Origin of the sequence: Aeromonas sp. FDAARGOS 1415 (assembly GCF_019048365.1) — a bacterium.
GTDB classification, from domain to species: domain Bacteria; phylum Pseudomonadota; class Gammaproteobacteria; order Enterobacterales; family Aeromonadaceae; genus Aeromonas; species Aeromonas taiwanensis.
The window spans coordinates 3,038,714-3,052,067 of sequence record NZ_CP077363.1; the positions used below are offsets into that span (position 1 = coordinate 3,038,714).

At 63.3% G+C, this 13,354-nt stretch carries 12 protein-coding genes; 11 read left to right on the forward strand and 1 reads right to left on the reverse strand.

Features of this window, described 5'->3' with window-relative positions; genetic code table 11:
* Positions 1-4 precede the first annotated feature (4 nt).
* Entirely contained in the window at positions 5-880 is an 876-nt protein-coding gene (locus tag I6L45_RS14435; protein WP_216982421.1) for a 6-carboxytetrahydropterin synthase, read from the forward strand.
* Positions 881-947: 67 nt separating this feature from the next.
* Here the strand turns inward: I6L45_RS14435 and I6L45_RS14440 are convergent, their stop codons facing one another.
* Entirely contained in the window at positions 948-2,960 is a 2,013-nt protein-coding gene (locus I6L45_RS14440; protein ID WP_216982422.1) for a methyl-accepting chemotaxis protein, read from the reverse strand.
* A 257-nt stretch (positions 2,961-3,217) separates the two neighbouring features.
* On the opposite strand from I6L45_RS14440, the gene hinT reads away from it, so the two are divergent.
* The 10 genes from hinT (at position 3,218) to I6L45_RS14490 (ending at position 13,317) form a co-directional block, all read left to right on the forward strand.
* Positions 3,218-3,568 (forward strand): purine nucleoside phosphoramidase, encoded by a 351-nt coding sequence (gene hinT, locus I6L45_RS14445; protein WP_210548419.1) that lies wholly within the window; start codon positions 3,218-3,220, stop codon positions 3,566-3,568.
* The gene (locus I6L45_RS14450; RefSeq protein ID WP_216982423.1) at positions 3,568-4,992 is read left to right on the forward strand and encodes a COG3014 family protein; all 1,425 of its coding nucleotides are present in this window, start codon (positions 3,568-3,570) and stop codon (positions 4,990-4,992) included. The genes hinT and I6L45_RS14450 overlap by 1 nt, the downstream gene beginning before the upstream one ends.
* A gap of 69 nt (positions 4,993-5,061) precedes the next feature.
* Positions 5,062-5,460: a YcfL family protein gene (locus I6L45_RS14455; protein ID WP_216982424.1), complete on the forward strand. Its 399-nt coding sequence runs from the start codon at positions 5,062-5,064 to the stop codon at positions 5,458-5,460.
* Positions 5,460-6,056: a penicillin-binding protein activator LpoB gene (lpoB, locus tag I6L45_RS14460; protein WP_216982425.1), complete on the forward strand. Its 597-nt coding sequence runs from the start codon at positions 5,460-5,462 to the stop codon at positions 6,054-6,056. Before I6L45_RS14455 ends, lpoB begins: the two co-directional genes overlap by 1 nt.
* Positions 6,046-6,906 (forward strand): phosphotransferase, encoded by an 861-nt coding sequence (locus I6L45_RS14465; protein ID WP_254204329.1) that lies wholly within the window; start codon positions 6,046-6,048, stop codon positions 6,904-6,906. Before lpoB ends, I6L45_RS14465 begins: the two co-directional genes overlap by 11 nt.
* A gap of 51 nt (positions 6,907-6,957) precedes the next feature.
* Complete coding sequence (locus tag I6L45_RS14470) at positions 6,958-7,818, forward strand: DUF6279 family lipoprotein (RefSeq protein ID WP_216982427.1); 861 nt, start codon at positions 6,958-6,960, stop codon at positions 7,816-7,818.
* A 109-nt stretch (positions 7,819-7,927) separates the two neighbouring features.
* Positions 7,928-8,422, forward strand: a complete 495-nt coding sequence (locus I6L45_RS14475) for a hypothetical protein (RefSeq protein WP_216982428.1) — start codon at positions 7,928-7,930, stop codon at positions 8,420-8,422.
* Positions 8,423-8,569: 147 nt separating this feature from the next.
* Positions 8,570-10,372, forward strand: a complete 1,803-nt coding sequence (gene secD / locus I6L45_RS14480; RefSeq protein WP_216982429.1) for a protein translocase subunit SecD — start codon at positions 8,570-8,572, stop codon at positions 10,370-10,372.
* A gap of 109 nt (positions 10,373-10,481) precedes the next feature.
* Positions 10,482-11,396, forward strand: a complete 915-nt coding sequence (secF, locus tag I6L45_RS14485; RefSeq protein ID WP_216982430.1) for a protein translocase subunit SecF — start codon at positions 10,482-10,484, stop codon at positions 11,394-11,396.
* 301 nt (positions 11,397-11,697) lie between these two features.
* On the forward strand, positions 11,698-13,317 hold the full coding sequence (locus I6L45_RS14490) for a methyl-accepting chemotaxis protein (protein WP_216982431.1): 1,620 nt from the start codon (positions 11,698-11,700) through the stop codon (positions 13,315-13,317).
* Positions 13,318-13,354: the final 37 nt, after the last annotated feature.

The following is a 13,354-nucleotide window of genomic DNA, read 5'->3' on the forward strand; positions in this document are numbered from 1 at the left end:
AGTAATGAAGTTATTTGTTAGAGATTTGACTGTGATCGATTCCAGCTATCTGTGTGAACGCCGCGGTATGGTGGGCGAGAGTTGGCTGGTGGACATCGAGATGAGCGGCGAGCTCAACGAGATGAGCATGCTGCTGGACTTCGGCCGGGTGAAGAAGCTCATCAAGTCCATCATCGATGAAGAGGTGGATCACAAGCTGCTGGTGCCGACCGAGAGCCCCCTGGTGCATATCCACCCACTGGACAACGACGAGTGCACCGTGGATCTGCTGCGTCCGGGCCGCTCCATCCACCTGCGCTGTCCGAGCCAGGGCTTCGCCTTCATTCCCGCGCCCCAGGTGGACAAGGAGTCCGTCACCCGTTATCTGCTGGCGGTGCTGGCCAAGCGGCTGCCGGGCAACATCAAGGATTTGACCCTGACGTTGCGCCAGGAGCGCATCGACGGTGCCTTCTACCACTACAGCCACGGCCTGAAGAAGCACGACGGCAACTGCCAGCGCATCGCCCACGGCCACCGCTCCCCCATCGAGATCCTGGTGGATGGCGAGCGTGACGAGGAGCTGGAGCTGAACTGGGCCGAGCGCTGGGCCGATATCTACCTCGGCACCGAAGAGGACAGGGTGGCCCTGTCCGAACTGGCGCTGAGCGAGCAGGCCAGGGCCCATCTGGGTGAGCACCACCAGGGCTTCAAGTACCTGGCGCCCCAGGGGCTGTTCCAGCTCGCCATGCCGGCGGCAGAGGTGGAGATGATCGATACCGACACGACCATAGAGCTGCTGGCCCACTACATCGCCCGCGAGGTGAAGAAGCAGGTAGGGGACAAGTTCGTCAAGATCGTGGCCTATGAAGGGGTCGGCAAGGGCGCCATCGCCTACGCCTGATCCCGCCCCCTCCTGGCAATAAAAAGGCCCCGCCGATGCGGGGCCTTGTCGTTTGGGCTCACGACCATCAGGCGCTGAGGCGGAAGCGCTGGACCAGCCCTTCCTGCTGCTCGGCCAGGGTGTCGAGCTGCTGGCTGGTCTCGGCGACCCGCTCTATCCCCTGATAGTTGAGATCCGAGATGTCGGAGATGCGGTTGAGGTTGGTGGCGATATCCGCGCTGGTGGCCTGCTGCTGCTCGGCAGCGGAGGCTATCTGGCTCGACATGTCGCTGATGAGCACGACGATGCCCTGCACCTCCTCCATGGCATTGTTGGCCTGGGAGCTCTGATCCACGCAGCTGTCCATCTCGCGGGAGCACTCCTGCATCACGTTGACCGCCCGGGCGACCCCCTGCTGCAGGTTCTCGATCATGGTCTGGATTTCGCTGGTGGACTGGGCGGTGCGACCGGCGAGGTTGCGCACCTCGTCCGCTACTACTGCAAACCCTCGGCCCTGCTCGCCGGCCCGGGCTGCCTCGATGGCGGCGTTGAGGGCCAGCAGATTGGTCTGCTCGGCGATGCCGCGGATGACGTCGAGGATGTTGCCAATCTGGCCGCTCATGGCGCTCACATCGCCGATCACCTTGCCGGTCTGCTGCAGCTTGCCCGCCAGCTGGTGGGTGGTGGTGATGTTGCCGGCCATCACCTTGCGGCCCATCTCGGAGGCCTTCTCCACGTCCATCACCCGCTCCAGGGTCTGGTTGGCGGCCTGGGCCACCTCCCGTACCGAGGCCTCCATCTGGGTCATGGCGGCGGCGACCGAGGCGGTCTCCTGGCGCTGTTTCTCCAGATCCGCCCGCACCGATTCCGTGGTGTGGCGGTTGTCGTGGGCGGCGCTGTTGAGCTGGTTGGAGGCCTGGGAGAGCTGCCTGAGCACATCCCCCATCTGCTGGATCAGCAGGTTGATCTGGCCGCCGATCTGGCCGAACTCGTTCTGGCTCTTGAAGCCGACCCGCTGGGTCATGTCGCCCTGGGTCACTTCGGTCAGCACCCGCAGCAGCTCTTTAAGGGGGAGGCGGATGGCTTTGCCCAGGGTGAAAGCCACCAGGATGGCGACGACGATGGCGATGACGATGCTGATCCCCTGGGTGAGGGTGCTCTGGGTCTGTACCCGGTCGGAGGCCTTGATGCTGGCGTTCATGAGCTGCTGGCTCTGGGCCGTGATCCCTTCGAGCTTGTTCTGGATGCCGAGGATGAGCTGGCTCGCCTCCTTGCTCCGCTCCCGCATGGCCTGCTGCTGTTTCATCAGGGCCAGGTACTGGAACAGCACACCGTCGTTGCCCGTGGTATCACGCACAAAGCCATGGACGTAGTGGCCCATGTTGTTGTCGAAGTCCTTGAGCTCCCCCTGGAGATCCTTGATGGTGCTGTTGAACCCCTCGATCTGCATCTTGTTGCGCTTGAGCGCCGCCTCAATGGGGGCGGGGATGCTCTGGTTCAGGGCATCCATGGTGGAGAGCTCGATGGCGGAAAGCTTGGTGGTCAGGGTCTCGGAGAGCATCTTGATGAAGCTGTCGTCCACGGTGACCATCATGTCGCCGAGGTTCTTCTTGAACTGGGGCAGGCTGACCTGGAACTGGCCCTTGGCCAGATTGACCTTGTGCAGTCGGGTGAGCAGGGCCTCGTGTTCGCCGGGCAGGGTCTGGGTGAGTTGCAGGTAGTCATCCACCAGTTTGCCGAGGGCCTGCATGTCACCCTGCAGCTGGGGATGGGGCGCCAGCTGCTGCTTGAGGCTGGCCAGCATCTTGTCCACCTGTCCCTTGGCCTGCTGCAGTTCCGCCACCTCTTCCGGCAGACGCTTGATATCCTGTTCGGTCAGCACGTCGGTGAGCCACTTGTTGGCGCTGAGGAGGCTGATCTGGGTCTGGCTGCTGGCAAGCACCAGGGGCATGGACTCCTGGGTCACCTGATGGAGGGCGCTGCCGAGTTCGTTCTGGCCGCGAAAGGTCAGTACCGCGCTGGCGACCATGACGGCGACCAGGATGGCAAAGCCCAGATAGACTCTCTGTAAAATCGAGAGGTCTGACATAGTTTGTTTCATTATTGTCCCGCTGTCTGTGCAAAAGTCCCTTGCCTGAGTACCCCGTCCCTTTGATACCCTGCATGCCCCGAAGGGGATGTCGCCCAGGTACGCGGGACGTCATCCTCGCTATCGGTATTCTTCACAATAACTGAAGGGATTGGGACAACGGCTGTGTCAAATGTCGGCTTGTGTCACACTTGGCGGACCAAGGCGGCATATTTGGGAGCCGCTTGAGTTTTGTGTTGAATTTTCTTTTTCCTATAAAGGAGTTACCCATGGCGCAAGAAACCATTTTCAGCAAAATCATCCGCAAAGAGATCCCCGCCGACATCCTTTATCAAGACGAGCTGGTGACCGCCTTTCGCGACATCCAGCCCAAGGCCAAGACCCATATCCTGATCGTGCCCAACGTGCTGATCCCCACCGTCAACGACGTGGAGCCCGATCACGAGCTGGCGCTCGGCCGCATGTTCACCGTGGCCCGCAAGCTGGCGGCCGATGCCGGGATCGCCGAGGACGGCTACCGCCTCATCATGAACTGCAACCGCCACGGCGGGCAGGAGGTCTACCACATCCACCTGCACCTGGTCGGTGGCCAGCCCCTGGGACCCCTGCTCAGCCTGTGATGCCTTCGCCTCTTCGACTGGCCGGCCCGCTGCTGGCCAGTCTTCTGCTGGGGGGCTGTGCCTCCTTCTGGCAGGACATGTTCGTCTCCTATTCCGATCAGATGGTCCCCCTGCGCAACCAGTTGCTGCTGGGCCATGCCGCCGAGGCCCTGCCCGAGGTGCGCGAGTCGACCCCGGGGGACGACACCTATGTGCTGGACCAGCTGGAGAAAGGGCGCATCGCCTGGCTGGCGGGGCAGGACGGCGCCAGCAAGCAGGCCCTGACCGCCGCCGACAGCCGGCTCACCTGGGAGGACAATCAGGCCGAATACCGCCTGAGCCGGGGGCTGGCCCAGGCGGGGAGCCTGATGACCAACGATCAGACCATGGCCTACCGGGCGCCGGACTACGAGCGCACCATGCTGCACCACTATCTGGCCCTGGGTTACCTGCAGCGGGGAGATGCCGGCGGCGCCCTGGTGGAGGTGCGCCGGGCCAACCAGGTGCAGGAGCGGGCACTCGCCCGCCGGGCCGACGAGGTGCGCAAGGCCGCGCAGGAGGGGACGCAGGACGACACCGACGGGGAGATGCGCCAACGGATGTCGCGGTCGGCTCCCGAGCTGGATCGCCTGATCGGCAAGGTGAAGAACGGTTTTCAGAACGCCTACACCTTCTATTTCTCCGGCGTGCTCTACGAGGCGGCCGGGGATATCAACGACGCCTGGGTCGACTATCAGCGCGGCTACCAGATAGCACCGGACAACAGGAGCCTGCAGGATGCCCTGCTGCGCCTGGCCAGGCTTCGCGGCTCCCCCGAGGAGATCAAGGAGACCGAGCAGAAGATCGGCCGCAAGGCACCGCAGCCGGTCAAGGATCAGGGCCAGCTGGTGGTGCTGTTTGAAGATGGGCTCATCCCGGCGCGGCGGGAGTTCTTCCTGCCGCTGCCCCTCTCCACCTCGGGCGGCGATTTTCGTACCTTTACCGTGACGGTGCCCTATTACGACAACCGGGCAAGCGCCAGCGGCCCGCTCGCGGTCACCCTGGGCACGCGGGTGGAGCAGACCAGCGAACTGGTCAGGCTGGAGGCGCTGGCCGCCAAGGATCTGCAGGAGCGGTTGCCGGGCATGCTGACCCGCCAGGCCCTCAGGCTGGTGGCCAAGGAGCAGTTGAGACGCAGCGCCGCCAAGGAGGGGGGCGATGTGGGCAACATCCTGGTGGGGATCTTCAACACCCTCTCGGAGCGGGCGGATACCCGCAGCTGGTTGACGCTGCCTGCCCAGGCGTCGAGCTGGCAGGGGATGGTGCCGGCGGGGGAGGTCAGCCTGACCCTGGGGGCGGGCAGCGCCATGCGCACCCTGCCGCTCACCGTCCACGGCGGGCGCACCACGCTGGTGTGGGTGCAGCGCCTGGGGAGTGGGCTCACGACCCGGGTGATGCCCCTGTGAGGGCGTCCGGGCAATGGCAATCCACATGAACGACCGGTTCGGCCCCAGGCCGCCGGCGAGGAGAACAAGATGAAAGCACAAGGGTTGGCTCTGGGCCTGGTTCTGCTGCTGGCAGGCTGCGCCACCAATACCTCTGGCGTGGCGCTCTATGGCGCGGCGGGCGCCGCGGCGGTGGCGGAGCAGCACCAGAACGTCAACGTCACCCTGACCGAGCTGAGCCGCCGTCAGCAGAACGGCCTGCTGCAGGTCAATGTGGCGGCCGCCAGCACCCAGCGCGGCGACAACAAGCTGCAATATCTCTTCTACTGGTATGACGAGGCGGGGCAGGAGCTGGCCAGCGATGGCCGTGGCTGGACGCCCCTCAAGCTGCACGGCTACCAGACCCGCACCCTGTCTGCCCTGGCGCCGAGCCCGGCCGCCCGGGGTTACCGGATTTACGTTCGCGAAGTGATTGAGGAATCCTACTGATGAAAATGAATCATGCCCTGCTGATCCTGACTGGCGCCCTGCTGCTGGGCGGCTGCTCCAGCACCACCGTCAGCTATGGCGATCCCACCGAGACCGAGACGGTCACCGTGGATTACGGCTCCAGCGACCTGCAGGCCATCGCCGACAAGATGGCGGACTCCCTGCTCGCCTCGCCGGCCACCAGCGAGATCACTGCGGGCGGTCGTCCCGTGATGTACATGGATTCCATCCGTAACAAGACCTCGGAGCACATCGACACCGAGGCCATCACCGACACCCTGCGCACCAAGCTGCTGCGCGCCGGCAAGTTCCGCTTCGTCGACATGAGCAAGGTGGCGGCGGTCAAGCAGCAACTCGACTACCAGCAGAGCAGCGGCATGGTGGATCCCGCCACCATGGTGCGCCTGGGCAAGCAGACCGGTGCCCGCTACATGGTCTATGGCAACCTCGCCAGCATCGTCAAGGACAACGGCAAGGTGAAGGATGTCTACTACCAGATGACCATGAACCTGATGGATCTGGAGAATGGCGAGCTCTTGTGGGCCGACCAGAAAGAGATCCGCAAGCAGGCCAAGAAGTCCACCTTTGGCTGGTGACCACGTAGCGTGCCAGGGGGCGCTGACGGATCTGGCGCTGCTCGCCAGTCTGCCAGCGCCCTGGTGCAACGGACGGCTGGCGCCGCTTGGCCGTGGCCTGACCAACGGCAACTATCGACTCAGCCTCCCCTCGGGGCAGTGCGCCTTCCTGCGGTGCGGCCACCCGGATCCGGTGCGCCTCGGCATCGACCGGGCCACCGAATGGCAGCTCTATCAGGGGGCCGTGGAGCAGGGGCTGGCACTGCCCTGCCATCACGGCGACCCCGCCAGCGGCCTGATGCTGCTGGCGTGGTGCGACGAGCCGAACTGGGCCGAGCAGGCGCCGCCGCCCGCCGAGCAGCCCCGCCTGCTGGCGGAGGTACTGGCACGGCTGCATCGCCTGCCGGTCCCCGGGGTGGTGATGGCGGTGCGGGCCCACAGCGCCGGGTATCGTGACCGCCTGGCGCGAGTGCCCGGCTGGCTGCCTGCGCTGGAGCGGGGGCTGCTCGCGAGCCGGGAGCCCACCGATTGCTGGCTCCCTTGCCATCACGATCTCAATCCGGCTAACTTGTTGGGACCGCGTCCCTGGGTCATCGACTGGGAGTATGGCGCCGCCGGTCATCCGGGCTTCGAGGTCGCCAGCATCCAGCGTACCCATGGCTGGAGCGAAGAGCAGCGGCGTCAGTTGGAGAGCTGCTATCTTGAAGGCGTAGGAGCGCATAAGCTGCTCAATGACAAAGGATTTCAGGCCGACGCCTTCCTGCCATGGGTCGATTACATCGGCCTGTTGTGGGCGCTGCTGATGGCCGAGCAACAACCGGGGCCCGAGTATCAGGCCCTGATCGACACGAACCGCCAGCGCCTGGAGTGAATCCTGGCAAGGGTGTGAGAGACGCTTGTATTCAATGAATGGGAGGCATGCATGGTGACCACATTCTCATGGCGTCAACCTCGTAGCTGGAGCCTGTTGCTGCTCTGCCTGCTGCTGACGGGTTGCGCCACCCGGGTGATCTATTACTGGCTCGACTCGGCCATCGTCTGGCAACTGGACGACTACTTCTCCCTGAACCGCAGCCAGAAGACGCTGCTGGACAAGGAGGTGAAGGGATTGATGGCCTGGCACCGGCAGCACGAGCTGCCCCTCTATGCCCGGGATCTTGACGCTTTGGCCAAGGCGGTGGCCAGCCCCATGACGCCGGCCCAGGTGACTGAGCACCTGGACAGAACCCAGGCGAGCCTGACACGCACCCTGGAGAACGCGATTCCCCGTACGGTGCGCCTTGCCAGTACCCTGACCGACGCCCAGGTGGCGCACTTCATGACCGACAGGGTGAAGCGCCAGCAGGAGCGTCAGCATGACTTTGCCACCCAGTCGAAGGCCGAGATGATGAAGGGCTTTCGGGAGAAGATGAACGAGCGCCTGGTGTTCTGGATAGGCAAGGTGAAGCCCGCCCAGGCGCCCCTCGTCAACCAGTGGGCCGAGTGGCAATACGAGATGATGGCCCCCTGGCTCGATTTCCAGGAGGCCTGGACCAGGGAGCTCGACCGGCTGATGAAGCAGCGCCAGAGCCCGAATTTCGGCCAGGAGCTGACCCGCCTGCTGCAGCAGGGGGATGGCCTGATGGATGGCCGTTTCACCGGCTACACGGACAAGTCCCGCCAGCGCACCATCCAGTGGCTCAGCGATTTGAGCCAGTCCATGGATCTCTCCCAGCGGGCCCATCTCTATACCCTGCTCAAGGACTATGCCGATGACTTCGAGGAGATGACCCGAGGCCGCTGAGGGGAGGGCACCGGGCAACGCCAGGGCGGCGACCGACGGGGTCGCCGCCCTTGTTCTTGTGGGGGCGGCTGTGGTAGCTTGCCCTTTCTATTTTTCGGGAATTAACTATTTGAGCCTGCTGGACAAAGTGAAACTTGCGGCGATGGCCCTGCTCATCGCACTCACTCTGTTGCTCTGCGCCGTCCAGGTGGAGGGGCTCAGGCTGCCCGTTTCCCAGGTTTCCCAGGTTTCCCAGGTTTCCCAGGGCCAGCTCGTCGATGCCCGGCCGACCTCTGCCCAGAGTGTGGATCAGCACGCCATCCCGGACCATGGCGCCAGCCAGGGGGACGATGGGGCCGTCAAGTTCATCGGTGCCCACCAGAATCACCTGCTGCGTCTCGAGCACTCCCTGAACCGCGATCACCAGCCCGGCAGTGTGGTCTACGAGCTGGTGATGAGCTGGTCCCAGCAGGCCATCCTGCTGCTGCTGTGCGGCCTCTTGCTTTACGCCGCCCTCGGCTACCCGAGGAGCAGCTTCCTCGACCACTTTGCCACCATTCACCGGCGCCGCCTGCAGCGCCGGCACCTGCAGTACCGCTTCACCCAGGGCCTGCAGCCCGCCTGATCCCGATGGGGTCAGATAGCCAACTGTTGCCTCATCCTCTCTTTGTGGCCGCTCACGTCCCGTGAACGGCCAGGCTGCCTTGTTTCATTTTTTCGCACGGAGCGGCAATGCGTCGCCCCTTGCCATCGCCTGACAGAGGCCGATTTCATGAGAAGAAAGAGTCATACCATCATGAACCGCATGAGCCTGTGGCAGTACGCCCTGCTGCTGCTGATGCTGGTCACCTTCGCGTTTTATTCCCTGCCCACCTTTTTCGGTGAGCAGCCCTCCCTGGGCCTGCATGGCCAGACCCGGCTGACGCAGGCGCAGCAGCGCCTGCTGGAGGAGAACCGGATCGCCCCCCAGAAGCTGGTTGCCCAGAAAGAGCGGGTGGAGCTGGTGTTCGCCACCCAGGGGGAGCAGCAACTGGCCAAGCAGTTGCTGGAGCAACAGGGGGTGGACAGCGCCGCCCTGACCCTGGAGTTTCACTCCAACGCCCCTACCTGGATCAGCCGGCTCGGCGCCGACCCCATCAAGCTCGGCCTGGACCTGCGCGGCGGCTCCCAGCTGCTGATCGGGGTGGACGTGGATTTTGTCATCGACACCCAGACCAAGAACCTGGTGGACACCCTGCGCACCCGCTTTCGCGAGGCGAACCTGCGCGGGGCCAGCGTGACCCGCACGGCGCAGGGAGCCGTGGCGGTCACCCTGCCCGAGGTGGCGGAGCAGGAGCGCTGGCTCTCCATCATCAAGGAGAGCGCGGGCACCCGTCAGGATCAGTGGACGCTGACCCGTGCCGGCAATGCATTGACCCTGGTGCTGAGCGAATCTGAGCGCACCCTGCTGGTCAACAACGCCGTGACCCAGAACCTGTCGATCCTCAAAAAACGGATCAACGAGCTGGGCATCGTCGAGGCCTCGGTCCAGCGCCAGGGGCAGGACGGCATCCGCATCGAGCTGCCAGGGGTGCACAACCCCAGGCAGGCGAAGGAGGTGATCGGCGCCACCGCGTCGCTCGCCTTCTACGAGGCCAAGGCGGACAGCCGCTTCTTCATGGCGGATCGCAGCGGCCAGGCGGTGGGACTCGCCCGCCAGCCGGTGCTGACCGGCGAGCACATCGTCGATGCCCGCGCCAACATGGGGGAGATGGGCCAGCCCCAGGTCAACATCGTGCTGGACACCCTGGGGGGCAGCAAGATGAACCAGTTCAGCCGCCAGCACGTGGGCAAGCCCATGGCCACCGTCTTCACCGAGTACAAGACCAATGCCGAGGGGCGGCTGCGTGCCCGCAGCGAGGTGATCAACGTCGCCACCATCCAGACCGCCCTGGGCAACCAGTTCCGCATCACCGGCATCGGCAGTCTGCCGGAGGCCCAGGAGCTCGCCATGTTGCTGCGGGCCGGCGCTCTCACCGCGCCGCTGAAGATCCTGGAGGAGCGCTCTATTGGTCCGACCCTGGGTCTGCAGAACATCGAGGCGGGCTTCACCGCCCTGGCGTTCGGCATGGCGGGCATGATGCTGTTCATGATGGCCTGGTATCGCAAGTTCGGCTGGGTCGCCATCACGGCGCTGGTCGCCAACCTCTTGATGCAGGTGGGGATGCTGGCGGTGCTGCCGGGGGCCGTGCTGACTCTGCCCGGCATCGCCGGTCTGGTGCTCACCGTGGGCATGGCGGTGGATACCCATGTGCTGATTTTTGAGCGGATCAAGGATCGCCTGCGGGAGGGGGGGAGTCTCGCCAATGCCATCGACTTTGGCTACCGCTCCGCCTTCAGCACCATCTTCGACGCCAACATCACGACGCTCATCTGCGCCGTGGTGCTCTATGCCATCGGCTCCGGACCGCTGCAGGGCTTCTCCATCACCCTGATCCTGGGGCTCATCTCCAGCATGGTGACCGGCATCTGGGGCACCCGCGCCATCATCAACCCCCTGTGGGGCAACAGCCGCGCCAGGCTGCTGAGGGTATGACCATGACCCGACCTCATCACCATGACGCCGCGCCTGTGAGCCCATCTGGCCTGCGCGCCGACCGCTTCCTGCCGGGAAGCCTGAACCATCTGACGTCGAGGGAAGAACAATGCTGAGAATGATCTTTGCCATGGGGCTGACCCGCTGGCGCTATATCGGTCTGTGGACCTCCGTGCTGCTGACCCTGGCCTGCGTGGCCGTGCTGGCCACCAAGGGGCTGGCCCTCGGCCTCGACTTCACCGGCGGCATTTTGCTGGAGTTTCGCATCCAGACCCTGAAGGAGGCCCACGAGCTCAACGCCCTGCTGACGGCCCCCCTCGCGGGGGCCGTGGAGCTGCACGGCGCCGGCGTACCCGGAGAGTGGCTCATCAAGCTGCCCCCCCACGCGCTGCCCTGGGCGGCGGAGGATCTGGCCACCATGCTGGGGCAGCAGCTGGCCCTGCCGGTGGAGCTCTTGCGCACCACCATAGTCGGGCCCCAGGTGGGCGCCGAGCTGTTCCAGCAGGGGATGCTGGCGGTGCTGGTGGCCTCGCTCGCCATCTCCGCCTACCTGGCAGTGCGCTTCGAGTGGCGTCAGGCCATCGGCATCCTGGTGTCGGTGCTGCACGACGGCCTGGTGGCGATCGGGCTTCTCGCGCTCTTTGACATCGAGTTCGACCTCAACGTCATCGCCGGCCTGATGGCGGTGATCGGCTACTCCCTCAACGACAGCATCGTCATCTCCGACCGGCTGCGGGACTTGCTGGGCTCGCGCACCCGCATGGGGATCCATGAGTGTTCCGATGTGGCCATCAAGGCGACCTTCAGCCGCACCATGATCACCTCGGGCACCACCCTCTTCACCGTGGGGGCCCTGCTCCTGTTCGGCGGCGATGCCCTCTACGGTTTCTCCTTCACCCTGTTCGCCGGCATCCTGGTGGGCACCCTCTCCTCCATCACGGTGGCCTCCACCGTGCAGGAGCTGCTGGGGCTCTCGCCCCAGGCTTACCAGAAGAAAGAAGAGGAGCTGGCAGAGGCGGCGTGACCGCCATCGACTGCCGCCACACTGCGGGCCGGCCGGGTCATCCCGAGCGGAGATGAATAGCGAGAAGGAAGACGACAGTCTTCCTTCTTTTTTATTGGCCGGCGCAGTCGTAGTCGACTCTTTATCGCATTCACATTCAGCCAGCTAGGCTAATTTCGGGCTTTGATCTGACCATTGGCGGTGGGGAATAGCGAGTGCTGGCAGCAGTGACAGATGTGCAAGCCAGAGCATATTTCACGGGCCATCTGGGGGTTGCCCATCGTCTACACTGCAATGGAGTTTATTAACGGAGTATGCCTTTATGAACATTGCTCGCCGGCTTCAACTCATTGCCCTGCTGGTTATGCTGGCCCTGGCGTTTCTCAGTTGGTTCAGCATCAACCGACTCTCTGCTGCCAATAACGACCTCGGTTATGTCACCGACAATACGGTGCCCAGCATCTCCCTCATCAAACAGGTACAAGCCGATTTTTACGAATTGCATGCCCTGATCCAGACCCATGTGCTCAATACCGACAGCAGCAAGATGAATCAGATTGAGGCGGGCATTGCTGACCTGCGTACTGAAATCCGCGCTCTCTTGCAAAAATATGAAGCCGATATGCTCTCCAACGAAGAGGACCGGCAACTGACGACGGATGATCAGCGCATCATTGAGCAATATTATCAGGAGATAGAAAAGGTCCTGATATTGTCTCGTGATAATAAAAACACCGAGGCCAGAGACATTATCGCCAATAATGTCATGCCACTGTTCGAGCAGTTTTCCAAGGCCATAGATAAACATGTTCACTTCAATGTCAAATTGGGTGAGGCAGTCAAACAGCAGGGTGAAAAGAACTACGACAATAGCCTCCAGACCATGCTGTTTATTTCTGTAGGTACCGGAATATTGACCCTGGTGCTGTTTATCTGGTTATTCAGACAGGTCGCCAATCCACTGCGGCTGGCGATGGCGACGCTATTCGATATTCAGCACAATTTGAACTTTACCTTGCGGGCCAAGGTGGCCCAGCAAGATGAAATCGGTTTGACACTCTCGGCCGTCAACCGTCTGCTGGACACCTTGCAGCAAACTTTTACCGAGTTTTCAGTGGGCAGTCTGCAGATAAAGAGCACTGCCGAGTCGCTCTCCCAGGCGGCCCATCACCTTGCCTCGTCGGCGAGCCAGGCCAACGATGCCACCAGTCTCATTGCCGCCGGGGTGGAGGAGATGACGGTGAGCATCACGGATATTTCCCAGCGAACCCAGGAAGCCAGTCGCATCACCAATGAATCCGGCAAGCTCGCCAGCGATGGGGGGACCACGATAGACAGAACGGTGAAAGCCATCAACGAGATCGCAGAGGCCATTCGTCAGGCTTCCAGCGAAGTGTCGGCATTGGGCGATGGCATTTCCCGCATTGGTGGCGTGGTGAACGTGATAAGCGATGTGGCGGGGCAGACCAATTTGCTGGCGTTGAATGCGGCCATTGAAGCCGCGCGAGCGGGTGAACAGGGTCGAGGTTTTGCCGTGGTGGCTGACGAGGTACGCAAACTGGCGGAGCGGACGGCCCAATCGACCAGAGAGATCTCGGAGACGGTGGAGGCGATTCAACAGGGCTCCCAGCTCACGGTGACCAAGATGGTTCAGGTGGAGGAGAAAGTGGCGCAGGGGGTGGCCATGGCCACTGAAAGCGGGGAGATCATTACCCAGATCCGCCAGGCCTCCCATCGCGTCATGGATCAGGTCGGTGAGATCACCATCGCGATTCGCGAGCAGAGCTCGGCGGCGGAGTCCATTGCCCATCAGGTGGAGCAGATCGCCCAGGTGGTCCAGCAGACCAGCAGCACGGCGGAAGAGACATCGGCTGCGGCGGAAGAGTTGAATGTGACCACCGAGAATATTCACCAGCAGATCTCTCGTTATCGCATCCAGTGATCACCATGGGTGCCAGCACCCCGCCACTTGGCGGGGA